The organism is Paludisphaera borealis, assembly GCF_001956985.1.
GTDB lineage: Bacteria > Planctomycetota > Planctomycetia > Isosphaerales > Isosphaeraceae > Paludisphaera > Paludisphaera borealis.
Window position 1 is genome coordinate 3,173,227 of the sequence record NZ_CP019082.1, and the last position, 23,779, is coordinate 3,197,005.

Consider the following 23,779-nt stretch of genomic DNA (forward strand, 5'->3'; position numbering starts at 1 on the left):
CGATCAAGGCTTGGCGGGCTCGGGTTTTAGGGTTTCCGCCGGGGCCTCGGCCTTCTCGTCCGGCTTCGGCTTCTCGAAGATGATGACGTGCTGCCAGGGGAGGAATTCGAGCGACCGCTGAAACCGGAAGCCCTGGGGTTCGACCTCGCGGCGGACCTGCTTGAGCGTCATCTTGTGTTCGGGCTTGATCGGCACCTCCGGGTCTTCGCCCCGGAACTCGACCAGCACCAGCCGGCCCCCGGGCCGAAGCGCCTTGTGGAGCCCGGCCAGCAGAACCTCGGGGCTGGAGACCTCGTGGTAGACGTCGACCATCAGGATCAGGTCGACCTTGCCGGCGGGCAGCTTGGTGTCGCGCTGGGTGGCGAGGAGGGGCCTGATGTTCTCGATCCCGGCGGTCCGCGCGTTCTCCCGGAGCAGCTCTAGCATCTCGGGCTGGACGTCGGTCGCGAGGACGGCGCCGCCGTCGCCGACCCGACGCGCCAGGCGGATGCTGTGGTAGCCGGCCCCCGTTCCGACGTCGGCCACGGTCGAACCGGGGACGATTTCGAGGGCGTCGAGCATCGCCTCGGGCTGCTCCTCCTCGATCCGGGTCTCACGGTAGAGCCATTCGGCCCCTTGCCATGACATCACGTCGGCGATCCGCCGGCCCATGTAGAAGCCGGGCCGATCACGACGAGCCTTCGGCTTCGGCGGATCGGCCTGCGTGGCGTCGGCTTTCGGCTTCGCCTTCGCCTTCGGTCGCTCGGCCCCCGGGGTCGCCGTCCCGGGCCCGGGCTGCTGGGCCCAGGCGACCGGGGCGGCCGTCAGCAGGCAGAGCGTCGCCACGCGGGCGAGCCCGCCGATCGTCCCGAGGGTCTGGTTCATGGTTCAATCGCCGAACGCATACCGGATGATGCAGTAGAGGGCCTGGAAGCCGTCCTTGACGCCGATCTTCTTCCCCTCGCGGTAGGTCCGCCCGTGGTACGAGACCGGGATCTCGTAAATCCGGCACGCGCGCTCCTGGCCGTTCTCGTCCTTCATCTTGAACCGAGCCACCTTGGCCGTCACCTCGGGCTCGAAGCCGAACCGGTTGCTCTTGAGCGTGATCCCCTGGATGATCTCGCGGCGGAAGAGCTTGTAGCAAACCTCCATGTCCGTGAGATTCAGATTGGTGAACATGTTCGACAGCAGCGTGAGGGCTTTGTTGCCGACCGAGTGCCAGAAGTAGAGCACCCGGTGGGTCTCGCCGACGAAGCGCGAGCCGAAGACCACGTCGGCCTTGCCCTCGATGATCGGCTGGAGCAACTGGGGGTACTGCTCCGGCTCGTACTCGAGGTCGGCGTCCTGGACGATGACCACGGTGCCGACCGCGTGCTTGAACCCGGTCCGGAGCGCCGCGCCTTTGCCCTGGTTGACCTGATGGAACGCGACGGTCAGATCGTCGTCGGTCTTGGCCAGCTCGCGAAGGACGTCGGCGGTTCCGTCCTTCGAGCAGTCGTCGACGATGATGATCTGCTTGCGGATCGGCACCGCGCGGACCCGTCGGAGGATCTCGTGGATCGTCTTCTTCTCGTTGTAGACCGGGATCACGACCGAGAGGACGAAGTCGTCGGGGATCGGGTAGACGCCGATCTTCCGGCAGAACGACTCGCCCAGGTTCTTGATCAACCAGTCGCGACGCTCTTCGTCGATCACGAAATTCGGTTCGCCTACGTCATCGGGCCCAAGCTCGTCATGAGGCCTCAGGCTCGCCCGGGTCGAGGAAACGGGATCGAACATCGCGTTTCTTACCTCCTGTAATCCACGCGGCCGCGAACCGCGACGGGGCGGTCGTGACGAACCGGAGCCCTCCGTTGGGTCGGCCGCTGTTGCAATCCTTGGGAAACTCACATCGATACTATAATCGACGGGCCGGATTCAGGGGAAGCCTGGATCGATTCCCCGACGGCCACCCGCACCCATGTTCACCTTCGAGCCCTCCCCCGCCCTCGCGACCACGTTTGGGTTCGATCGCTCGGAAAACCATCGCTTCCCCACCCGATCGCCCGCCGTCGCTCGCCCCCGCCCCCGTCTACAGGGCCTTCCCGGCTCGCCCCTTCGCCTCGACGGCCCGTTGCCGATATTGGGTTCGATCGCCCCGTCGAATTCGGCTCGCGTTCGACCATCAACTCTTTTAACTTCCAGGCTTTGCGTCGGAAATCGCTTTTGGCTTCGTTCGCGCCGAAACACCCCGATTTTCGATCTCGCCCCAACTCGGCTCACCGCGGTCTCAGGGTCGCTCGTCACCGTTCTTCCGGATTCCGACTCCCCAGGCTTCGTCGAACCCATTGGCTTCGTTCGCGCGCGATCTTCAAAGGGCGAGCGGCCGACCCGCCTTGAACTACCGCGCACCGAGTTGGGAAAGAACCCATGCGATCACCAGAATCGTCCATTTTACAGTGTACTACGCGGACGCATTCCTTGACCGAGCGTCCCCCAAAACCACGCCCCCCGATCATCCGATATATTCGTCGCGTGCATCGGCCGCGGAGCCTCTAGCTTCTTTATACTAATTTATTAAAAGCCGACTGAAATACTCGCAAAAAGTCTCCCGGTGAATGCTTGACGATCGGGAAGCGCGTCGGATAGGTTGACATCGCCTCTCATTTCTCAGCCTCGCGGGGTGGGTACCGTCGACCACTCAAAATCATCACACTGCCACTGCCGGGGGTTAAGGCCGTCGAACGGATATCCATGAGAGGAAGCCGCTCGCCGCTCGCAACCCATACGTGGGCCTGGATTTCATCATTCTTCCTCCTATGCCGATTTGGACTACGGCCACGGGACGTCCCGTGATTGCGACGTAGTGGTTCCCTTCCACGCCCTCTCAGGAGATGCGAGCATGGCGGATTCAGGCGATCAGGTGATCTCGAACCAGGAAAAGATCCTGGCCAACCAGGGCGAGATCAAGAGCAACCAGGAGGCGATCATCGTGGCGAACCAGGAGAAGATCCTGGCCAACCAGGCCCAGATCAAGAGCAATCAGGAGGCGATCCTCGCCAACCAGCAGAAGCTCGACGCGATCATCGCCAACCAGGAGAAGATCCTCGCCGGCTGATCAGGCCCTCGCCCCGGCAAGACGCCCGACCTTGATTTGAGGTTCAGGCGCCTCGCCGGGGGCGTATGCACCTGACCGACGCAACACGCCCCCCTCGGACATCGCATCAGCAACCGCGCTGATCCTCGGACCGATCCAACTCGTAGCATCGCTCCGGTGACTCACCGAGCCACCTCGCCCCGCAATTTGAGCCAATCGGCGAACCTTTCAAGCCAACCGTCGACCGGCAGACCCTGCGGTTTCACACCGAACCCGTGGCCGCCCACGGCGTAGACGTGCATTTCCGCCGACCGACCGGCCGTCCGCCAGGTGTTGTAGATCAGCAGCGATCCCGACACGGTGATGAGATCGTCGGACGCGACCACGATGAACACGGGGGGCGCATCGGACGGGACCTTGGCCCCGATGAACGAAGGGGCCGCTTTGGCTGGCGCCTGGGCGGTCTTAGTGAACCATGGCGCGTAGATCGGCGAAATGAAGTCCGGCCGGCTCTCGGCGTCGTGTTCGACAGCCGCGCCCATCGCGAGAACTCCTCCCGATGAAAGCCCCATCACTCCGATTCGGTCGGACTTTACGCCCCATGCCTTCGCGTCCTTGCGGAGGGAGCGGACGGCCTGGCGGACATCTTCCGCGCCGAACTCGATCATCGAGACCAGCTTGCCGTCGAGAGCCGGCAGAGGTTCGCCTCGGTTGGCCGCGCCAGCGATGAGTTCCATGAGCTTGTAGTGCTCGTTCATGTACCGCTTGAGATCATCATCGGTCGTCCCCGTGTCTTTCAACCGATGCTTGAGCACGAACGCGGAAATCCCCCTGGAAGCCAGCCAGTCGGCGATCTCGACGGCGTTGGTCCACCTCGAAAACGAAAGCCCGCCGCCGGGCACGACGATGACCGCTACGCCCGTGTCCTTTGCAGGTTCCGGCCGATAGGCGGTCAATGTCGGTGTAACGACGTTTCGGAGCCAGACTTCCTTGCTCTGCGGCTCGATGAACTCGATTTCCTTTTGCGTCCAGCTCTCTGAGCCCGGCGCAACGCCTGGCCAGATCGGGAAGCTCTTCCGCTGAGGCTGAGCGCCGGCGGAACTCGACAGGACGACAAGAGCAGCCACGAACACGCATGTTTTCATTGATCCCCTCCCGGGCTCCCGGCCGAGCCCTCACTGCCGCCGTAAGCATTGAAGCCCCCTGAGTCGAGATGCTATTGCCGAGTCTCTCTTCATGGCTCGGGCCAGTTCAGGTGGCGGTGGAGGAACTTGAAGGTTCCGACGCCGTGGATGGTGTGCGGGCCGACGAACCATTCCAGCTCGGCTCGGTCGCGAAGGCCGAGCCTGGCTTCGTAGAGGAAACGGATCTTGGCGAACTCGTAGCCCACGGTCTCATCGGGGGCGACGTTGTCGAAGTGGCCGCGCTCGACCATGAACGGGCGAGGGGCGATCAAGGCGGCCATCTCGGCGTAGTTGAACGTGCTCCCGAGGTCCCACTCGAAGATCTCGTACTCATTCGTCCAGACGTAGCTGTACGGGCTGCGGGTCGACGCGTTCTTCCAGACCCATTCGTTGAAGTCGGCCGAACAAATCGATAGACAGTAGTTCGACACCAGCGGCGGAATGCGCATGGCCGACTTGCCGCCGTAGCTCAGGCCGTAGAAGGCCACGCGGGCCGGGTCGACGAACGGCTGGGCCTTCAGCCAGTCGGTGATCTGCTGGTGCTGGGGGACGATGATCGAGAACAGGGTCTTCTTGAGCGGGTTCGCCTTGCGCTGGAGGGTGCGGAAGCGGTCGTGGCCGATGTACAGATTCTGCGGGGCGAACGTGACGAACCCGCGCTCGGCGAGGCGGATCGCGTACTGGTTGTACGACTTGTTGTCCACCTTCGGGTCGGCCACGTCGGTCGGACGCCCTTCGAGCCCGTGCTGGCAGACGACCACCGGCCGGCGTTCGCCTTCCTTGATCCCTTTCGGCAACAGCAGAATCCCGTACGCCATGACGTCGGGGAACACGTCCATCACAACTTCGTAGCCGGTGTATTTCGGCTCGTCGTAGACCTTCCGCGAGCGGGCGTTGGGCGGCAGCAACGGGTCGTCGAACCGGCCGATCACGTCGTCGCGAAACGCCGTGCGATAGGGCTCGATCGTCTTGGCGAACGCCTCGGGCGACGACGTATCGAGGTTCTTGAAATACTCCTGGCGAACGTAAGGACTCTCCACCAGCAGTCGCTGACTGTGCTGGTCGATCTCGTGAGCCTGCCGCGCCTGGCGGGCGGCGGCGTCGGGCAAGGCGGCCGCCGGCGAGGGAGCGTGATCGTCGTCCTTCACTTCGGCCGACGGGTCGAGGACCGTCACGAACGCGCGGACGGCCGCGGGAGAAGCCGGGGCCAGGTCGGCGCCCATGACGAGCGAGGCTCGGGGCTTCGGTTCGAGGTTGACGACCATTCCGACGAACCGCATGTATTCGTCGTGGGCCGCTTGCAAGTCGGGGGTCGAGATCCGCCCCGGCCCGCCGCCGTTGCCGGGTTCGACGACGACCTCGGGCCCCTTCGCGGTGTCGACGCACAGGGTTCGGGGCGCGATCAGGCTGGCGACCTCGGCGTCGCCGAACTGTTCGAGCAGCCCGAAGACGTTGCGGTCGATCGGCTCCCGCCAGACTTGCTCCCGAGGGCCGAAGTACCCGCTGACGCCAACGACGTCGATGCGGGTGTCGAGCGCTCCGGAGTAAAGCGCGAGCAGCCCGCCATCGCCCCAGCCGAAGACGCCGATCTTGGGGTCGGCGTCCTTCGCGTCCTTGGCGAGCCAGTCGACGGCCGCGAGCACCTTCTGGATTTCGTAACCGATCAGGTGCCGGCCCAGCACGAACGCCGACCGGTAGAGGTACTCGCGGGTCGTGAGTTTCGACCGGCCGCCGCGGGCTTCGAGCCGGCGATCGACGAGCGTCGGCACGATCACCCGGCAGCCGCTCTCGGCCAGCCGGCGCGCGTACTGAGACTCGGGAGCCACGCCCGGGGCAAGGCCGGCGATCTGCTCGGGAGTCTGGTCGGCGTCGGGGATCGCGACCACGTCGGCGACCTTCGGCCGGCCGGTCGGGACCAGCAGCAGCCCCTCGCCGTGGACGTCGCCGAACGCCGGCCAGCGGACCGCGAAGACCTCGAAGTTCGTCCCCTTGCCCACGAGCGCGGGCCGATCCGTCGTGCCGACCAGCTCGGGCGCGTCGAACGGCGTGCGCGGGTCACGGACGCCGAGGATGTGGGCCAGCCGCTTGCGATTCGGCTCGACCGATTTCTCGTAAGCCGCATGCGATGAGAAGTCGCGCTTCCAGCCCCCGGCGCGGCGCGCGACCGACTCGGCCGTCTTCCTCAGCAAGAACCGGTCGACGCCGTCCACGAGGGATGCCGCGATGTCCCCTTCAAGCATCAGCGGGGCCGTCCCCGGCAGCGTCGGAGGCTCATCCGCCCGTGCGTATTGAGGAATCAGAGCAAGCCAAAGTCCCAGATTCGCCCATCTCGACGCACTCATGCCCAGCCTCCCGGTTCGGTCCGCAACAATCCAACAAGCCGGGTGTGAGGCTATCGCCTGGCGCGGGGCGCCGCAAGCAAGCAGCGAGAGTCGATTCAGGGCTTCGGCCGCACGCGGCGGAGGCGGTGGTTGAGCGTGTCGCCGATCACGAACGAGGTGCCGTCGGGGGCGAAGGCGACGCCGTGCGGGCGGTCGAGCCCCTTCGCGACGGTCGAAACGACGCCGGTCCTGGAGTCGACGCGGCGGATGGCGTTGTTCTCGGTGTCGACGATCAGGATGTTCCCCTGCGCGTCGAGGTCGAGTTCCTTGGGGCCGTCGAACGAGGCGTCCTTGGCGGGACCGCCGTCGCCCTGGTATCCCTTCTTGCCGTTGCCGGCGATGGTCGTGATCATCCCATCGGTGGAAACCGAGCGCAAGGTGTTGCCGTTGCGTTCGAGGATCAGAAGGGCGCCGTCGGGCGTGAACCGGATCGCGCGCGGACCGCTCAACGAGGCGCTCTTGGCGGGGCCGCCGTCGCCCGAGTGGCGGCCCCGGCCGTCGCCGGCGAGGGTTGAGATGATCCCCGTGGACAGGTCGAGCACGCGGACGCGGTGGCCGGAGACGTCGGCGATGGCGAGCTGGCCGCGGCCGTCGAGGGCCACGTCGTTGGGCTCGACGATGCCGGCTTTCACGCCCGGTCCGCTGTCGCCCGAGCTGGCGTTCGAGCCGTCGCCGGCGATGGTCGCGATCGCGGCGGTCTTGGCGTCGACCCGGCGAATCCGGCGGTTGAGCCGGTCGGCGAAATAGAGGTTCCCGTCCGGGTCGATCGCGAGGCCGTAGGGTTCGTCCATGCGAGCGGCCGTCGCCGGGCCGCCGTCGCCCGAGAAGCCTTTCTCGCCGTTGCCCGCGATGGTCGTGACCACGCCGGTCGTGGCGTCGACCCGGCGGACGCGGTGGTTCCCGGTGTCGGCGAAGAAGAGGTCGCCGGCGGCGTTGTAGACGAGGTCGAACGGCTGGTTGACAACCGCCTGAACGGCCGGGCCGCCGTCGCCGGAAAAACCAGGCTGGCCGGTTCCGGCCAGGTCGTCGACGACCCCGTCGGAGGCGCAGGCGAGAGCGAACGCGAGAACAAGCAGAGGCTTCATGTTGATGGTCTCTCGAAGGAAGGGAACGGTGCCATTTCACCGCGAGAGGCCGCCGAATACAAAAAAAATCCGCCGAAGGTCGCAATAGACCCCCGGCGGATGGAACCTCGAAGATAGGGCGCGGCGAGCGTCGCTCCGCTCGATCAGGGCTTGACGGTTTCAGCGGCCGGAGCCGGAGCCGGGGCCGGCGTCACGGCCTTGAGGGCGTCGGTCGGCGGCGGCGGAGGCGTGGCGGACGGCATCTCGTCCTCGACTTCCGGCTTGGGCGGCGCGGGAGCGGCGGCGGCCGGCTTCTCCACGGCGGGCTTCACCGGGGCCGCGGCGGCCGGCGCGACCGACTCGGTCGCCGGGGCCGTGTAAACCGACTTCGAAGGAACCTGCGACGAGGCGTAGGGGGTCTCGTAGATCGGCATCGCGGTGCCGAAAACGGCCGGCGAGTAGCTCGACGAGTAGCAACCCGAATCAACGACCGGGAAGTCGCACTCGTTGCAGTCGTTGTACACCCGACGCTTGTGGCCGAAGCAGCTGAACAGCTTCTTGAAGAGGCCGCCGTGGCGCTTACCGTGCCAGCCGTGGCCGCCGTAGCACCCCCAACCGCCCGAGTAGCAGCTGCTGGAATAGCAGCTCGCCTGGTAGCCGCCGTAGCACCCGCTGTAATCGCTCGAATAGCACGAGCTGTAGCACGAGGGCTCGACGATCGACGTGTAGCCCGAGCTGTAGCAGCCGCTGTAGCAGCTCTCGGAGACGCTGCTGTAGCAGGACGGAGCGTAAGTCACGTCCGAGTTCTTGTAGTGACAGCCCAGCCCACTGAGGGCCATCAGCATCACAACCGTTCCATGCATGTCATGACTCCCGTTGCAAAATCACGAAGAGAAATCCACCCGCCTGCGCTCGACGCGTCGCAAAGCTCGCGCACATCTCGCGGTCCGCCATGTCACCCTGATCCATACTCTCTGCTCAGACAGCTCAGATTCTAGTAGGCGTTCCCGGGGCATTCAACAGATTTCTGGCAAAATAGATCAATGCCGTCGTCTGGATAAGATAGACCTGAGCCTTATGACGGTCGCGAGAGTCCTGAGGTTTCGCGATTGGCCGAGTTTGCGAACGGGGTTACCGTTGAGGCGTAGGCGAAATAGAATACCGGCGATTGGCGCGCCGTTTGGACCTGAAAGCGTCGAGGAGGGGATCGTGGCGAGAAAAACGGGTGCCCGAGGGGCGAACGGAGAACGCGGGCGGCGACCCGAGGCGGACGTGGACCACGTCGGGGCCGCGCTTCCCGCAACCGCGCGCGTCGCGGACGATGTCCTTGCCGTGGATCGCCACGCCGAGACGACGTGGCCGGGATGGGCGAAGGGGGTCGTGACGGCCCTGCTCGTCTTGCACATCGCGGCGGTCGTCTCGGGGGCTCTCGGCGTGCCGCCGTCCTCGGAGCTGGAGCGTCGGGTCGCGGACGCGTTCACGTGGTATCACGGGCTGATGGACCAAGGGTACGCCTATCGGTACTACGCCGAGCCGCCGCCGACGCCCGTGGTGCTGGCGAACTTGTCGTACGGCGACGGCAGGCCGGACGAGTCGGTCCGGATTCCTGCGCTCGAGGTCCCCGGCCCGCCGATGCGGCGTCAGCGGCAACTGGCCGTGGCCAACGCGCTGTTCGCGAGCGTTCAGGCGGAACGGCGACGGCCCGGCGACGAGCGCGACGAGGCGCGGCTGGCTCGGTCGTACGCCCGGCACTTGTGTCAGACCCATCCCGGCTGTTCGAGCGTCACGCTCCGCCTCCAGCAGCATCTGATCCCCGACCCGAGGATCGTGCTCGAGGCGCTCGATCGGCCCGGCCACGACCCCTTCGACCTCTTCGACGCTTCGCTCTTGACCACGCCCCGATGGATCGGAGACTTCCCGTGCGACGGCTTCTGACCGATGCGGTGGACTATCTGTCGGACCTGACGACGGCCGTCCGCGACGGCTGGTCGCGGTTCTTCTTCCGCCCGGCCGACCCGACGGCCCTGGGCCTGATCCGGATCGCCACCGGCCTGCTGGCGCTCTGGAGCCTGTTCGTCCTGGGGCTCGACCTGCACGCGTACCTCGGTTCGCAAGGCTGGGTCGACGCCGAGTCGACCCGCCAGGCGCTTCAGCCGTTCGCCTGGTCGTTCTGGTTCTTCGTCCCCGACTCGATGCTCCGGCTGGTTTGGGCCGCCTGCCTGGTCGTCTTCGCCCTCTTCACTGTAGGGCTGTTCAGCCGGACGACGGCCGTGCTCGCCTGGATCGTCGTCGTCTCGACGGTCCGCCGCGCGCCGTTCGCCCTCTTCGGCTTCGACCAGATCCTCTCGCTGCTGACGCTCTACCTGGCGGTCTGCGGCGCGAGCGGGCAGGCGTTCTCGCTCGACCGCTTTCTACGGAGGTATCGCCAGGCGCGGGCGGCGGCGGCGATGCCCGGCAAGCCCGGCGTCGGCCGGCTGGTCTCGCCCCTCGACCCCGGCGTCCCTCGGTCGACGATCGCGGCGAACCTCGGCCTCCGGCTGATCCAGCTTCACCTGGTTTTCATCTACGGCATGGCGGGCCTGGCGAAGCTTCAGGGGCCGTCGTGGTGGAACGGAATGGCCATCTGGGGGACCATGACGGCCGGCGAGTTCGCAGCGCTCGACTTCACCGGCCTGGCCGCGTGGCCGAAGCTCCTGAACCTCCTGACCCACGGAAGCCTGGCGCTCGAATTGCTTTATCCGATTTTCATCTGGACTGGGCTCACCCGACCGTTGATGATCGTCGGCGCGGCGCTCTTGCACCTGGGGATCGCGGTCGTCTCTCCTGGCCTGACCGAGTTCGGCCTGGCGATGATCGCGGGGAACCTCGCCTTCGTCTCGGGCGTCTGGCTACGAGGGTTGGCGACGGGCGGGGCCGACGAGCAGCCGGCGCTTCGCGTTCTCTTCGACGGCGCCTGTCCGCGGTGCCGGGCCTCGATGGCTCTGATCACGGCCGCCGACCCCGACCACGTCGTTGAGCCCGTCGACTTGACGACCGCCGACCTGGCGACCATCGATCGCCGCCTGACCCGCGACGCCTGCATGAAGGCGATGCACGTCGTGTCGCGGGGGGGCAAATTGAGGTCCGGCTTCGACGCCGTCACGATGATCGGCCGTCGGCTTCCGCTCTTTCAGCCGCTGGCGATCCTGGGGAGCCTGCCGGGGGTCGTCCATCTAGGACGCAACGTATACAATCGAATTGCGGCCTCTCGACCGCGCGAGGCGCCTTGCACCGATGAAGTTTGTGCCATTCCCGCTCCAGTCTCGTCGGCGACTCCCAATTCCGCCCGTTCCGGACCTTCAGCCGATCCTCGGGACGCGCCGAGACCCGACTCGCAAACGGTGAAGCACCCATGAACATCAACGACAGGTATTCCGCCGCCGAGCCCCCGCCGGACGATACCGCGGACTCGCGCGAATGCGCCTCGCGGCTGTACGTCCACGAGGCCGGCTGGCGGATCAGCATCAAGCGCGGCAGCGTCCGCGAGTTCTGCTACGTGATGGCGCCCGACCAGGACTATTACCACCGCCTGGTCGACGGCGAGATCTACCTGCACCAGGCCGACGAGCGGATCTGCCTGAGCTGCGCCGTGCGTCGCGGAATCATCGCCTACGAACCGCGACGACTCCGCGACGAACCGCCGATCTTCTTGGTCGACGCCGGCGAACTGCCGCTCTACGTCCCCGGCGTCGACGACCTCTGAGCGGCGTTCGAAGGCCGCATTCCCCCCTGCTCGCTCACGGTCGGACGCTCCGCCCGCCGATCGGGAAATTGGGTTCGTTCGTCCCCGAAACGGCTCGTTCCGCCGTCCCCCCCACCCTGTTTCGGCCCTCCGCCTCACGCCCTCGCGCGATCGGGACGGTCGTCTCCGGGCGGTCCCGAATTGGCTTCGTTCGTCGGGCGAAATCCGCCGTCTGACCGTTCCTAAAGCCCATATTGGCAAGCGTTTGCAGCGGTCTCAAGAATTGGCTTCGATCGCGCGAAAACCACTCGCTTTTCGACCTTGATCGTCCCCGCTTCGGCCCGGCTCGTCGCCCGTTTCGACCGGTGCCCGAGTCTCCGGCGGATTGGGTTCGATCGCGCGATTTTTGCTGTCGGCGTATCGCGACCAGCCTCGACTGCGGCCGACTTCGGCGATGGGTAACCTCGATCACGTTCCATTCGAATTGGGAAAGAGCCGGAGCGAATCGCGGACTCGCCCATTGTGAATATACGACGTCCTTGGTCGATCCGATCGGCGTCCGACACGCCGACATCGGTTTCGGAGGCTCGATTGCAGGCCGAGCTTCTCAGCGGTCATCCGGCCCCAGGCGTCGGAGCCGAAGGGGCGGTCGAGGTCATCGTTGGCGCAGGTGAGACCCAAGAACGGCTCCTGACCCCATTGATTCCCTGACCCATTGATTCCCCCGGATCGCTTCTCACCCGTGCGTCGTGATGCTCTTGCGGGAGATCCTGCGGCAGTCTTAACCTGGAGGCCGATGAGGCGGGGAAGGAGATATCTTTTCCCGCCTCTCTGTCATGACGATGGTCCAGGCGGACCCGACAACAGCGACGAGGTGCCCGTTGCCCTTCAGCGAATCCCTTGCAGCCCGGACCCGCGACGCCCTGGTCCGCGAGAAGGACATCTCCGAGAAGAAGATGTTCGGCGGCCTGTGCTTCCTGCTTCACGGGAAGCTGCTGGTGGGCGTCTACGGAGACTCGCTGCTCCTGCGACTCGGACCGGACGGGGCGAAGGCGGCGTTGAAAGAACCGCACGTCAGGCAGATGGACATGGGCGGCAGGCCGATGAAGGGCTGGGTGATCGTCGAGCCGGAGGGCGTCGACGCCGACCGGCAGTTGGCGGGATGGATCGAGCGGGCGGTAGAATTCGTCATGACGATTCTTTGAACCGGGAGGCAAGGGCTTCCTTCCCGCTCATGGTGCGACCCCCAAAAAGGAGATCCGCAATGACGCTTCCCTTCGTCCGCGCGCTGGGGCTGGCTATCCTGGCGGTGTCCATGTCGGCGGGGCAAGCCAGGGCCGATTTGACGTTCACCCTGGAGGAGGTCGGCTCCGACGTCGTGCTCTCCGGCTCCGGCTCCATCAACACCTCCGTGCTCACCCCCTACGCGCAATGGTTCTTCAACCCGACGGCGATCCTCTCCCCCGGGGAGGGCCGATTCACCCTGGGCGTCGGCTTCGACCTCGGGGACCGCTATATCATATATCAGGGGGCCGTCGTCTTCGGGCCCGGGGTCCTTCAGAGCGCGAGCAGTTACACCGGCGATGCGCTCGACCTGAATGGAGGCGACGGGTTCATCGGCCTCCCGCCCGGATATGTGTCGGGCGCCCCGATCTCTTTATCCATGACGTTCGCGTCGCAGACGCTGGCGACCCTCGGCGCCACCCCGGGCACCTACACCTGGACCCTGAGCCCCGGCGGCAACAACGGCGGCACCATCACGGACACCATCACGCTTCAGGTCGGCGCCGGCGCCGCCGTGCCCGAACCCTCGACGCTGGCGATGCTGTCCGCCGGCTGTCTCGGCCTGGCGCTGCGGCGGTGGCGCCGGGCCTTCGCGTTTCATTCCCCGTAGTCGGCGGTCAACCGGCCCTCGACGAGGACCTCAGCTCCGCGGGGATCGGGCGGATACGGGCGATACCGCTGACAATGAAGCCGAAGCGGCGTCACAACTTGATCCAATACATCCGACGGGCCCACGAGGAGAGCAGGTCAGAACGACCTACGGTTCGCCGCGCGTCCATCAGGCCCTCAAGGCCCGGGGCGTCGGGTGCAGCGTGAACACCCTGGCCAAGCTGATGAAGGCCGATGGGGTCCGTTCCAAGGCGCGGCGGCGGTTCGTCGTCCGCACCACCGACATCACCTACGTGCCGACCGCCGAAAGCTGGCTCTATCTGGCGGTGGTTCTCGACCTGTTCTCCAGGCGGGTCGTTGGCTGGGCGACGGCCGACCACCTGCGGGCCGAACTGGCCTGCGACGCCCTGCGGATGGCCCTGAAGCATCGCCGCCCCAAGGCCGAACTGCTGCACCACAGCGACCGCGGCGTGCAATGCGCCTGCGAGTCGTGCCAAGCCCTCCTGGCCGAACGCAAGATCACCCCGAGCATGAGCCGAAAAGGAAACTGCCACGACAACGCCGTGACCGAGAGCTTCTTCAGCACCACCAAACGCGAACTGACCCACCACGAATCATACGCCACCCGCGAGGAGGCCTGTCGTTCGCTGTTCGAGTACATCGAAGTGTTCTACAACCGCCGACGTCTCCACTCGACGCTCGGCTACCGCAGCCCCGTCGACTACGAAGCCCGCTTCCCCAATTGACCCCTCCCGAGCGCCCACGATCCGTGGGGAAGGTCACCCCTTTGATTTCTGCAGGTGGGACCCAAAACGGTTCCTGCCCCCTTTGATATGTCTGACCCCTTTGATTTGTCTAGTTCAGGAGGCTGATCACATGGACCGTCCCTACGGCGACTCTCGGTTCGTCTCTCGGTTCATTCAAGACAATGTACAAGGATACTCGGGGCTCGAGCTATCGAGGACTCGGCGTGGCCAGACCGATGTCGTAGCCACGATTATCTTCTGGGACGCCGCAGGGAAGTATTCGGTTGAGACCCTGGGCACGGACGTCCCACTAGAGGTTATTGAGGAGTTGGCAGTTGAGGCAAGGCGAACCATCGAAATATCGTAAAAGTTTAATCCTTCGTATATACTATATTATTTGTTACATCGATACATGGCTTATCAGCGTTTAGGCGTCCGTGTGACCGACGGCCGAGTCTGGGGCGTCGACCTCGACAACGCCGATTACGCCGATCGCCGGGAGTCGATCGACCTCCTGCACGTCGACACCGACCCGCATACCGAGGAGCAGACCCTCCGCTGGTTCGACCTCTACGCGTCGCGCTGCGGCGTCATAGCCCTGCACGACGCCCACCACCCGGCGTTCGGCGTCGGCCGCGCCGTCCGCGCGTTCGTCGCCCGCGGCGGTTGGGCCGTGCACGAGTACTGGGCAGGCCAAAGGGGTCAGGAGCCGTTTTCAATGGCACCGGCGTTCAGCGCGGGGTGACCTTGGGCCAGGAGATGTCGACGCCCTGGGATTTGAGCCTCGCTTGCAAGGCCTCGACGCGGGATCGGCCGCTGCGGAGGGATTTGGGGCTGAGCTTGGTTTCGAGGCAGCGGGCGACGACGGTTCCGGCGGCCTCGCCGATGGCCCATTCGACGGGGTGGAGGCGGTAGCAGCCGTTGGTGATGTGCGTGACGCCCAGGTTCTTGCAGGCGGGCAAGAGGTTCTCGACCCGGATCGGCAAGAGCGCGCCGAGCGGGATCTGGAACGGCAGCGAACTGACGTCGACGTAGTTGCGACCGTTGGTCGCGGGGTGGAGGTCGATTCGATAGCTGCCCACGCCCACGCTGTCCCAGAACGGCTCGGCGGTCACGTCGTCGCTCCCGAGCTGCTTGCGACGGGCCTCGGTGCCGACATGTTGCTCGACGACGGTGACCTCGGCCTTGATCCGCCGCGATTCGCGGATGTAGGGCGCCTTGGCCAGGCCGTCGTCGGTCCCGACCAGGTCGGGGCGGAGGCGCAGCCCTTTCCAGCCGGTTCCGCCGTCGGGTCGCGGGCACTCGGTCTGAAGCCAGTAGAGGAGCGACAGGCTGAGCTGCTTGGCTCGCGCGATGTGGGCCTCGGCCTTCTCCCGGGTTCCCCCTTCCTCGACCAGCGGCCCGAGCAGGTAGTCGTTCTGCGGCCAGTTGACGAGCGTGACCCCGGAGCTGCCGGGATTCGCGCCGGGAGTGAAGATGCGCGGGTCGACGATCCTCCGGTAAAGCCAGAGCCCCTTCCCCTCCCCGCTCGGATCGAAACCACGGGTGTCGGGTTTGAGTGTGATCGGATGGGTGTACAGGAGGTCGAGCAGCTTGCCCGGCCAGGGGGGCGTCAGCTCGGGCTTGTAGTCGCGCCAGAAGGCGTACTCGGCGGGCCGGTCGATCGTGTGATCCTCGCCGTCGCGGTACTCGACCGCGAAGCAGCAGGTGAACGCCTGCTGCGTCTGGGGCGAGGCCGTTTCCAGGGCGTGCGGTTCACCGGTCTGCGTCTGGCTCTCGGCGCCGACGACTTGCTCGACCCCCGCCAGCGGCAGCAAGTCGCCCAGCTCGGTGGCGTCGAGGAAGTACGGGGCGGTCAGCGCGACCGGGGCGCCGGTCCTCAGGTTCCGCACGACGACCGCTTCGACGCGGTCGCCCTGAACCTGGGCGCTCACGGGCTCATGTTCGAGCAAGAGCAGCAGCCGGCCGGTCGTCGCGTAGGGCGCGAGCAGAGCCGTCAGAACGTCGAGCGCGACGCGCGGCACGTGGCAGAGTTTCGACACGTTGCCGCCACCGGGGTTGAGCGCCGGGTCGGCGAGCGCCTCGGCGGTGAGCGGGTAATGCCGCTTGTAGTGATTGCGAATCCCTTCGCGGAGCGCTCGGTAGCTGCGGCTCGACCCGAACTGTTCGATCCAGGGGTGCTCGTCGGGGGGCACGGCCTGGCTGGTGAGCTGGCCGCCGATCCAGTCGGTCGGCTCGGTGAGCACGACCCTTAGACCGCTGCGCAGCGCGGCCAGGGCCGACGCGACGCCTCCCAGGCCGCCGCCGATGATGATCACGTCGGCGGCGATCTCCCGCTGCGAGGCGACCAGCGCTCCGAGCGCCTCGCGGCCGGCGAGCGGCGAACCGAGCAACGGCAAGAGCGAGAGCCCACGGCCGCAACGACCGAGCAAGCGTCGGCGAGTCATCATCGGATTCACCCCTTGGGCGTTACGGTTCATCCTGATACGATAAATCGCGATCGCGAGAGTGGCGGAATTGGCAGACGCGCAGGATTTAGGTTCCTGTGCCGCAAGGCGTGAGGGTTCAAATCCCTCCTCTCGCAATCACGATCCTCGGGCGGCTTATTTCGACGCGGGCTTGCCGACCGCGCGAGCGACGGCCTTGTCGAGCGCCTCGCCCTGGAGATCGACGTCGACGATCGTCCCATCTCGGGCCACGAGGAAGCTGGCGGGGATCTGCTCGACGCTGTACGCCTTCGCGGCGTCGTCGGCGCCTCGGCCGGTCAGGTTCGGCCATCCCGCGCGGTGGTCGAGCAAGAACCGCCGGACGGTCGGCTCGACCTTTTCCGCCGCGCCATCGGCGGCCTGAGCCTGGTGGTCGAGGTTCACGCCCAGGATCACGAACCCGTCGCCCTTGTGATGCTTGGCGAGCGCCTGCAAGGCCGGGAAGGCGCTGACGCACGGCGGGCACCAGGTCGCCCAGAAGTCGATGAGCACGACCTTCCCCTTGAGGTCCGACAGCCGCACGGGCTTGCCGTCGAGGTCGGTCCCCTGGATCTCGGGCGCGGGCTTGCCGAGCATCGAGAACAGGCCGAGCCGGTCTTCGAAGTACGCCTTCACGGCGGGATCGGGACGGGTCGCCAAGGCGAGCTCGCAGACCTTGCGCGCGTTCTCGTACCGGCCCGCCTTGATGAGCGTCTGGAGGTACGCCTCGCTCACCGCCGTCACCAGGGGGGCGGGGAGCAAATGGGCCTTGTCGTCGGTCGACGCCCGGCGCTTGAGGAACGCTTCGAGGTCGGCCTGGCACTGGTCGTACTCGCCGCGTCCGGCCCGCGCGAGCAGGTCGATCGAGGCCGCCAGCGCGTAGGATTCGGGTTCGCCGCCGTCGCGTTCGAGATACGCTCGGGCCGAAGCCTCGGCGGCCGGATAGCGACCGAGCGCGACCGCCAGGTCGAAGAGGCTGCGGTAGGCGGCCTCGGCTTCGTCCCCCTTGACCGTCGCCGCGAGCCGCGCCAGCGACTCGATCCGCGCGGCTTCGAGCTTGCCGGCCTCCTTCTCGTAATGGGCGTTCAGTTCGCCCAGCGACTGGAACTCGGGTTTCTTGGGCTCCTCGGCGCGGCCGAGGCAGGCGATTCCGAGGATCAAGCCGAAGGCCGAGACCGCGCGACGCGCATCGGATTTCATCGAGGAGTTCTCACGGATGGAAGAGAGTGGTCGTTCGGGGTTTCCGTCGGGTTCCGTTCGCTGGGCGATGCTTCGTCAACGATCACCGGCCGCCGGCTGGCCGCCGCCGGTTTCGGGCCTGGCCGGGTTGCCCTTGTCGTCGATGGGCCGGATCTTGGCGGCGTCGGGCAGGCGCTTCAAGGCCGGCTCGATCGCCTTCCGGTCGCCGATGACGAGCGTGGTCATGGTCTCGGGCGTGATGTAGACGTTCGACAGCCGTTGGACCTCGGCCGTGGTGACGGCTTCGGCGCGGCGGAGGTACGTCGCGAGGTAGTCGTCAGGCAGGTCGTAGGCGACGAGCGTCGCGAGCTGGCCGGCGACGCCGAACGTCGTCTCGAACCGGCTGGGGAATCCGTAGATCGCCCGGTTCTTGGCGTCGGCCACCTCGACGTCGGTGAACGGCCGCGGTCCCTTGACGTCGGCCAGTTCCTTCCGCATCTCGACGAGCGCCTCGCGCGTCACCGCCGACTGCACCGAGCCCTCGACCTGGAACAGCCCGGGGCCGCGCCGGGTGAGGAACTCGGAGCTGACGCCGTAGCTGTAGCCCTTGTCCTCGCGGAGATTGAGATTGAGCCGGCTCGAGAACTGGCCGCCGAGGATCGCGTTGAGGATGTTCAAGGCCGGTACGTCGGGAGACTTCCGCGCCACGCCCAGCCGACCGATCGTGACGACCGACTGCGCGGCTTCGGGCTTGTCGACCAGGTAAAGAGCCGATTCGCCGGGCGCCGACGGGGCGGCGGGGGCGACGACCGGCGGCGCGGGGCGAGCCTTCCACGTCTTCAGCCGGGCTTCGAGGATCTGCGTGATCTCCTCGGGGTCGACGTCCCCCACGACGACGATCGCGGCGTTGGCGGGAACGAAGATCTTCTCGAAGAACGCGACCGCGTCGGCCCGGGTGATCGAGCGGACCGATTCGAGCGTCCCCAGTTGCGGACGGCCGTACGGGTGGCCCGCGCCGAAGACCAGCTTCGGGAACAGCTCGGCGGCGATCGCCTCGGCCGAATCGTGTTCGGCCTCAATGTCGGCGAGTCGGAGGATCTTCAGCCGATCAAGCTCGCTCTCGGGGAACGTCGGGTTGAGCAGGACGTCGCAGTAGAGGTCGAGCGCCTTGTCGAGGTGGCGTTTGAGGGTCGTGATGCTCGCCGAGCAGGATTCCAAGCCGCCGCCGACGTCGAGGCTCGCGCCGATCTCGGACGTCTCGCCGGCGATCTGAAGCGCCGAACGGGTCTTCGTCCCCTCGTCGAGCAGGCTGACGGCCAGCGAGCCCAATCCCTCTTTGCCAGAAGGGGTCGACGTCTCGCCCGATTTGATGACGAGATCGATGCTCACGATGGGCAACTCGTGGCGTTCGACGACCAGCAACGGGAGCCCATCGCCGAGCGTGCGGCGGACGAACTTCGGCGGCTCGAACCGAGGCGCGGGACCGACCTTGGGCATGGCTCCGCGATCGAACGCGTCGCGCGGCGCGGCCGCCGCGGCGTCCTCGACCGGCGTTTGTTTGTCACGGTCGACGGCGACTTCGGGAGCGCGCTTCGCGGGAGGCCCTGGAACCACGTCGAGCTCCACGAACCGGTCGGTCAGGTACTTCTTGGCCACGCGCTGGACGTCGGCCGGCGTGACGGCGAAGACCCGGTCCAGCTCGCCTCGATAGCCGATCGGGTCGCCGATGAACGCCTCGTACTGGTTGAAGACCTCGGCCTTGCGCGAGACCGATTGCAGGCCCATGATGAGCCCGCTCTCCCGCGCGTTCTGGCTCTTGACCACCTCAGAGGCCGTCGGCCCCTCGCGCTTCAGCCGCTCGATCTGCTCAAGGGCGATCTTGACGAGGGGCTCCAGCTTCTCGCCGGGTCGAGCCTCGATCACGACCTCGAACGTCCCCGTGAGGAGATGGGTCGGGTGCGAGGCGCTGACCCCGGCGGCGAGCTGGCGGTCGTACATCAGCGATCGGAACAGCCGGTTCTCCTTGTCGAGTTCGCCCAGAACCGCCGCCAGAACGTCGAGCGCCGGCTCGTCGGGATGGTTGCTCGGCACGGTCGGCCAGACCAGCTCGGCGCGGGGGAGCGTGACGCGGTCGGTCATGACCACGCGCTTCGCCGCGTCGAGAACTGGAACCTGTGGCTTCGGCTTCTCGACATCGGGCCCTTTGGGGATCGGGCCGAAGTACTTCTCGATCCAGGCCTTCGTCTTCGGCACGTCGATATCGCCGGCGACGCAGAGGATGGCGTTGTTGGGCGTGTAGTGGGTGCGGAAGAAGGCCGAGACGTCGGCCAGGCTCGCCGCCGAGAGGTCGGCCATCGACCCGATCACCGAGTGGTGGTACGGGTGTTCGGGCGGGTAGAGCGCTTGCAGCATCGCCTCGGCCGCCTGCCCGTAAGGCGCGTTGTCGACCGACTCGCGGCGCTCGTTCTTGACCACCTCGCGCTGGTTGTCGAGCTTGGCCTGGGTCATCGTGGGGATCAGGAACCCCATGCGGTCGGCTTCGAGCCAGAGGTCGAGTTCAAGCGCGTTGCTGGGGGTCGACTCGTAGTAGACCGTGCGGTCCTCGCTGGTGGTGCCGTTGATGTTGGCCCCCAGCTTTTCGAGCGGGTCGAAATACTCGTGGTCGTGGTTCTTCGACCCCTGGAACATCATGTGTTCAAACAGGTGGGCGAACCCGGTGCGGCCGAGCTTCTCGTCCTTCGAGCCGACCTTGTACCAGACGTTGACCGCCGCGACGGGCGTTTTGTGGTCCACGTGAAGCAGGACGGTCAGGCCGTTGGGCAGGCGGTACTTCTCGACGGCGAGCGCGGGGACCTCGTGCGGCCTCGGCGAGCCGGTTTCGGGTTTCGGCTGCTGCGCGGACGCATCCGCCCCGGCGAGGGCCGCCGCGAGCGCCAAGACGATCAGAAGACGAACGACGAGCGGCATGGCGAAGCGATCCTCACCGGAGTGGGTGGTCGTTGAAAACGATGCGGCGGTGGTCGGCGGCGTCAATCGAGCGGACGCGTGCCGGCGGGGACGCCGGTCTCCGACGATCGGTTGATCACCTTCACCCAGAGATCCGACTCGACGCGGATCTGGCACGAGAGCCGGATGTTGGGCGCGAGGTTCTCCTCGCGGGCGAGGCGATCGATCTCGACCTGCTCGGCGGGCGCGGGATCGCCCGCCAGAACCTCGACCCGGCAGGTGGTGCAACGGGCGTTGCCGCCGCAGCGGTGCATGACGTCGATGCCGGCGTCTTCGATGGCCAGCACGAGCTTGGTGCCCGGTTCGACCTCGAACGACTTCTCTCCCTCGACGGTTACAGTAGGCATGATTCAGTTCTCCTTGTCGTTCAGGGTCTTGGTTGACAGCCTATCAGTCTCTGGTCTCGGGCGCGAGCACGCAAGAGCTATGCTTCGCGGCCCCGCGCCGGGCCGGCCGCCGGTCGTCGATTGCAAGAAACCGAGGGCGCGAGGGTCTTGCAACGGGAATTCGGCTGTGACATAGTTCACGATCTCGTCCGACCCGGCGTCTCATCGCCTTGGTTCCCGCCGCAACGACGAGGAAGATCCGCCGCGAGGCGATCTCAATAGAGGCTCCGCCTCTCCAGGCGGGCGATCGGGTCGACGAGGTCGCGGGACGAGCAATCGAGAGCGTTCAACGCAGTCGCCGAGGGACGAGACGACATGAACTGGCAGGTAGGTCTCTACGTGGCCGCTGTGTTGATTCCGCTCGCGGCGTTTACCATCGAAATCCTGTTCATCGGCCGCTTGAAACGGCTCAACGCCTACATCGCCACGGGGGCGATCGGCCTGTCGTGCGTGCTGAGCGCGATCGGGTTCCTCGATTATTTCCTGATCGAGGCCAAGGGCGTGTTCGCCGAGCATCACGCGGCGACGACCACGGGCGAGCATGAAGCCAGCGCCGACGCCGGCCATGCCGAGGCCGCCGGCGCCGAACACGAAGCGACCCACCCGGCCCCGCTGGTCTGGAAGGCGAACTACGACTGGGTGCTGCTGGGCGCGCCGACGGCGGGCGCCCTCGACCGGTTCGCCGCCAAGCCGCTCTCGTTTCCGCTGGGCGTGTACATCGACAGTCTGTCGGTGATCATGTTCCTGATGGTGACGTTCATCGCCACGCTGATTCACCTGTACTCGATCGGCTATATGCACGACGACCCTCGGTTTCCGAGGTTCTTCGCGTTCTTGTCGTTGTTCTGCTTCTCGATGCTCGGTCTGATCGCATCGCCGAACCTCTTCATGATCTTCATCTTCTGGGAGCTGGTCGGGCTCTGCTCGTACCTCTTGATCGGCTTCTGGTACGAAGAGAAGTCCAACGCCGACGCCGCCAACAAGGCGTTCGTGGCCAACCGCGTGGGCGACGTGGGGATGCTGATCGGCCTGGGCCTGCTCTGGACCACGCTGGGGACGTTCAACTTCCAGGAGATCAGCGAGGGCCTGCGCGATTCGACGGGGCAACTCCACACCGCCAACGGGGCCGACGCGCAGAACGTCGTCGACTTCCGCCCCCACGGCGAGCCGGTCGGCGCGGCGCCGCACCGCCAGATCCCGTACTGGATGCTGACGATCGCCGGGCTGGGGATCTTCGCCGGATGCGCGGGCAAGAGCGCCCAGTTCCCCCTCCACGTGTGGCTCCCCGACGCCATGGCCGGTCCGACGCCGGTCTCGGCCCTGATCCACGCGGCGACGATGGTCGCGGCGGGCGTGTATCTGGTCGCGCGGTTCTTCCCGGTCTTCACGTCCGACGTCCTGCTGTACATCGCCTACACCGGCGGCGTCACGCTCTTGATCGCCGCCACGATCGCGATGGTCCAGACCGATTACAAGAAGGTGCTGGCGTACTCGACGATCAGCCAGCTCGGCTTCATGATGCTGGCCATCGGCGTCGGCGGCCGGGCCGCGGGCATGTTCCATCTGGTGACGCACGCGTTCTTCAAGGCGCTCTTGTTCCTTGGCGCGGGCAGCGTCTACCACAGCGTCCACACCTATGAGATGCCGGGCCTCGGCGGCCTCCGCAAGAAGATGCCAATCACGGCCACGACGATGCTGATCGGCACGCTGGCGATCTCGGGCGTGCCGTTTTTCAGCGGGTTCTACTCGAAGGACGCGATCCTGGCCGCGGCGATCGCGCGGGTGTCGCAAAGTCCCCAGCACTTCATGCTGTTCGTCCTGCCGGCCCTGGGGGCGACCATCACCGCGTTCTACATGTTCCGGATGTGGTTCCTGGTCTTCGCGGGCGAGGCGCGCGGCTTCCGGGGCGAGGCGCACGCCGCCATCGCCCACGCCCATGACGAGGAGCAGGCGCTCGCGCACGAGGAGGCCGAGCACGGCCACGGCGCCAGCGCCCACGATCTGAACCCGGTCGCCCACGCTCACGAGAGCGAAGCGATCATGACCCGGCCGCTCGTGATCCTGGCGTTCTTCAGCGTGTTCGTCGGCTGGACGGTCTGGGCGGGTCTGCCGTTCGGCGTGCCGGTGCTCGAATCGTTGATCGCCTACGGCGAGCCGGCCGGCGTGATCAACGCCCACTGGGCCCACTGGTACGCCGTGGGGTGTTCTCTGGCGATCGGCGTGATCGGCATCGGCCTGGGCGCGCTCTACTACGCCCCCGTCGGCCTCCCCTATTTCCCCGCGACGCGGCTGAACCCGGGCCGAACCGCGGCGCAGTTCCGGGGGCTCCACACCCTGTTCAAGAACAAGTGGTACTTCGACGACGTCTACCGGGCTTTGCTGATCAACCCCTGCCTGGCGTTCGCAAGGCTGTGCGGCCGGTTCGACAAGCTCTTGATCGATGGTATGGTCAACGGCGCGGCCTGGGCCACCGAACGGCTCAGCCGACTCAACGGCCTCTTCGACAAGCTGGGCGTCGACGGCGCGGTGAACGCCCTCGCCGACCTTGTCTACGTCGCGGGCGACCGCAGCCGGGCGATCCAGACCGGCAAGCTCCGCAATTACCTGATGTTCCTGGCGGTGGCGCTCGTCGGACTGTTCGCCGGCGTCTTCGCCTGGGTCGGCGGCTGACGGCGCGCGACCTGTCTCGACCTGACCTG

At 66.4% G+C, this 23,779-nt stretch carries 18 protein-coding genes, 1 tRNA gene and 1 pseudogene; 10 read left to right on the top strand and 10 right to left on the bottom strand.

Features of this window, described 5'->3' with window-relative positions:
• Positions 1-3: 3 nt before the first annotated feature.
• Together BSF38_RS12245 and BSF38_RS12250 are read right to left on the bottom strand one after the other, a co-directional pair.
• Positions 4-864: a class I SAM-dependent methyltransferase gene (locus tag BSF38_RS12245; RefSeq protein WP_083712896.1), complete on the bottom strand. Its 861-nt coding sequence runs from the start codon at positions 862-864 to the stop codon at positions 4-6.
• 3 nt (positions 865-867) lie between these two features.
• Entirely contained in the window at positions 868-1,674 is an 807-nt protein-coding gene (locus BSF38_RS12250; RefSeq protein WP_076350812.1) for a glycosyltransferase family 2 protein, read from the bottom strand.
• Positions 1,675-2,860: 1,186 nt separating this feature from the next.
• Here BSF38_RS12250 and BSF38_RS12255 point away from each other — a divergent pair.
• A complete protein-coding gene (locus BSF38_RS12255) occupies positions 2,861-3,076 on the top strand; it encodes a hypothetical protein (protein ID WP_076345971.1) in 216 nt (71 codons plus the stop codon).
• Between the two features lie 161 nt (positions 3,077-3,237).
• Here the strand turns inward: BSF38_RS12255 and BSF38_RS12260 are convergent, their stop codons facing one another.
• The 4 genes from BSF38_RS12260 to BSF38_RS12275 all read right to left on the bottom strand — a co-directional run bounded on the left by BSF38_RS12260 (position 3,238) and on the right by BSF38_RS12275 (position 8,547).
• Positions 3,238-4,200: an alpha/beta hydrolase gene (locus BSF38_RS12260; RefSeq protein ID WP_083712898.1), complete on the bottom strand. Its 963-nt coding sequence runs from the start codon at positions 4,198-4,200 to the stop codon at positions 3,238-3,240.
• Positions 4,201-4,289: 89 nt separating this feature from the next.
• Positions 4,290-6,581, bottom strand: coding sequence for a hypothetical protein (locus BSF38_RS12265; RefSeq protein ID WP_076345975.1), 2,292 nt, complete (start codon positions 6,579-6,581; stop codon positions 4,290-4,292).
• A gap of 95 nt (positions 6,582-6,676) precedes the next feature.
• Positions 6,677-7,705: an NHL repeat-containing protein gene (locus tag BSF38_RS12270; RefSeq protein ID WP_076345977.1), complete on the bottom strand. Its 1,029-nt coding sequence runs from the start codon at positions 7,703-7,705 to the stop codon at positions 6,677-6,679.
• A gap of 143 nt (positions 7,706-7,848) precedes the next feature.
• Positions 7,849-8,547 carry a hypothetical protein gene (locus BSF38_RS12275; RefSeq protein WP_145952094.1) on the bottom strand — a complete coding sequence of 233 codons (699 nt, stop codon included), beginning with the start codon at positions 8,545-8,547 and terminating at the stop codon, positions 7,849-7,851.
• 469 nt (positions 8,548-9,016) lie between these two features.
• On the opposite strand from BSF38_RS12275, the gene BSF38_RS12280 reads away from it, so the two are divergent.
• From BSF38_RS12280 to BSF38_RS12315, 7 genes and pseudogenes are all read left to right on the top strand, one after another.
• The gene (locus BSF38_RS12280; RefSeq protein WP_076350814.1) at positions 9,017-9,619 is read left to right on the top strand and encodes a hypothetical protein; all 603 of its coding nucleotides are present in this window, start codon (positions 9,017-9,019) and stop codon (positions 9,617-9,619) included.
• Positions 9,604-11,079: a DCC1-like thiol-disulfide oxidoreductase family protein gene (locus tag BSF38_RS12285; protein WP_076345981.1), complete on the top strand. Its 1,476-nt coding sequence runs from the start codon at positions 9,604-9,606 to the stop codon at positions 11,077-11,079. The genes BSF38_RS12280 and BSF38_RS12285 overlap by 16 nt, the downstream gene beginning before the upstream one ends.
• Positions 11,076-11,426 carry a hypothetical protein gene (locus tag BSF38_RS12290; protein WP_076345983.1) on the top strand — a complete coding sequence of 117 codons (351 nt, stop codon included), beginning with the start codon at positions 11,076-11,078 and terminating at the stop codon, positions 11,424-11,426. Before BSF38_RS12285 ends, BSF38_RS12290 begins: the two co-directional genes overlap by 4 nt.
• Positions 11,427-12,286: 860 nt before the next feature.
• The gene (locus BSF38_RS12295; protein ID WP_076345985.1) at positions 12,287-12,610 is read left to right on the top strand and encodes a TfoX/Sxy family protein; all 324 of its coding nucleotides are present in this window, start codon (positions 12,287-12,289) and stop codon (positions 12,608-12,610) included.
• Positions 12,611-12,669: 59 nt separating this feature from the next.
• Positions 12,670-13,299 (top strand): PEP-CTERM sorting domain-containing protein, encoded by a 630-nt coding sequence (locus tag BSF38_RS12300; protein WP_076345987.1) that lies wholly within the window; start codon positions 12,670-12,672, stop codon positions 13,297-13,299.
• Between the two features lie 130 nt (positions 13,300-13,429).
• A pseudogene (locus BSF38_RS12305) lies at positions 13,430-14,044 on the top strand (IS3 family transposase); the annotation flags it as partial.
• Positions 14,045-14,483: 439 nt separating this feature from the next.
• Complete coding sequence (locus BSF38_RS12315; protein ID WP_076345993.1) at positions 14,484-14,789, top strand: hypothetical protein; 306 nt, start codon at positions 14,484-14,486, stop codon at positions 14,787-14,789.
• Here BSF38_RS12315 and BSF38_RS12320 read toward each other — a convergent pair.
• A complete protein-coding gene (locus BSF38_RS12320) occupies positions 14,776-16,491 on the bottom strand; it encodes an FAD-dependent oxidoreductase (RefSeq protein WP_076350816.1) in 1,716 nt (571 codons plus the stop codon). The genes BSF38_RS12315 and BSF38_RS12320 overlap by 14 nt on opposite strands.
• 55 nt (positions 16,492-16,546) lie before the next feature.
• Here BSF38_RS12320 and BSF38_RS12325 point away from each other — a divergent pair.
• A tRNA-Leu gene (locus tag BSF38_RS12325) sits at positions 16,547-16,628 on the top strand.
• A gap of 19 nt (positions 16,629-16,647) precedes the next feature.
• On the opposite strand, the gene BSF38_RS12330 is transcribed toward BSF38_RS12325, so the two are convergent.
• The 3 genes from BSF38_RS12330 to BSF38_RS12340 all read right to left on the bottom strand — a co-directional run bounded on the left by BSF38_RS12330 (position 16,648) and on the right by BSF38_RS12340 (position 21,041).
• Entirely contained in the window at positions 16,648-17,709 is a 1,062-nt protein-coding gene (locus BSF38_RS12330) for a TlpA disulfide reductase family protein (protein WP_076345995.1), read from the bottom strand.
• Positions 17,710-17,784: 75 nt separating this feature from the next.
• A complete protein-coding gene (locus tag BSF38_RS12335) occupies positions 17,785-20,655 on the bottom strand; it encodes a M16 family metallopeptidase (protein ID WP_076345997.1) in 2,871 nt (956 codons plus the stop codon).
• A 62-nt stretch (positions 20,656-20,717) separates the two neighbouring features.
• Positions 20,718-21,041 carry a 2Fe-2S iron-sulfur cluster-binding protein gene (locus BSF38_RS12340; RefSeq protein ID WP_076345999.1) on the bottom strand — a complete coding sequence of 108 codons (324 nt, stop codon included), beginning with the start codon at positions 21,039-21,041 and terminating at the stop codon, positions 20,718-20,720.
• Positions 21,042-21,395: 354 nt separating this feature from the next.
• On the opposite strand from BSF38_RS12340, the gene nuoL reads away from it, so the two are divergent.
• Entirely contained in the window at positions 21,396-23,750 is a 2,355-nt protein-coding gene (gene nuoL / locus BSF38_RS12345) for an NADH-quinone oxidoreductase subunit L (protein WP_076346001.1), read from the top strand.
• Positions 23,751-23,779 lie beyond the last annotated feature (29 nt).

Coding starts and splice junctions, on each gene's coding strand:
- BSF38_RS12245 (WP_083712896.1), bottom strand. CDS start 864: ATGAACCAGACCCTCGGGACGATCGGCGGGCTCGCCCGCGTGGCGACG.
- BSF38_RS12255 (WP_076345971.1), top strand. CDS start 2,861: ATGGCGGATTCAGGCGATCAGGTGATCTCGAACCAGGAAAAGATCCTG.
- BSF38_RS12260 (WP_083712898.1), bottom strand. CDS start 4,200: ATGAAAACATGCGTGTTCGTGGCTGCTCTTGTCGTCCTGTCGAGTTCC.
- BSF38_RS12265 (WP_076345975.1), bottom strand. CDS start 6,581: ATGAGTGCGTCGAGATGGGCGAATCTGGGACTTTGGCTTGCTCTGATT.
- BSF38_RS12270 (WP_076345977.1), bottom strand. CDS start 7,705: ATGAAGCCTCTGCTTGTTCTCGCGTTCGCTCTCGCCTGCGCCTCCGAC.
- BSF38_RS12275 (WP_145952094.1), bottom strand. CDS start 8,547: ATGCATGGAACGGTTGTGATGCTGATGGCCCTCAGTGGGCTGGGCTGT.
- BSF38_RS12290 (WP_076345983.1), top strand. CDS start 11,076: ATGAACATCAACGACAGGTATTCCGCCGCCGAGCCCCCGCCGGACGAT.
- BSF38_RS12300 (WP_076345987.1), top strand. CDS start 12,670: ATGACGCTTCCCTTCGTCCGCGCGCTGGGGCTGGCTATCCTGGCGGTG.
- BSF38_RS12320 (WP_076350816.1), bottom strand. CDS start 16,491: ATGACTCGCCGACGCTTGCTCGGTCGTTGCGGCCGTGGGCTCTCGCTC.
- BSF38_RS12330 (WP_076345995.1), bottom strand. CDS start 17,709: ATGAAATCCGATGCGCGTCGCGCGGTCTCGGCCTTCGGCTTGATCCTC.
- BSF38_RS12335 (WP_076345997.1), bottom strand. CDS start 20,655: ATGCCGCTCGTCGTTCGTCTTCTGATCGTCTTGGCGCTCGCGGCGGCC.
- BSF38_RS12340 (WP_076345999.1), bottom strand. CDS start 21,041: ATGCCTACTGTAACCGTCGAGGGAGAGAAGTCGTTCGAGGTCGAACCG.
- nuoL (WP_076346001.1), top strand. CDS start 21,396: ATGAACTGGCAGGTAGGTCTCTACGTGGCCGCTGTGTTGATTCCGCTC.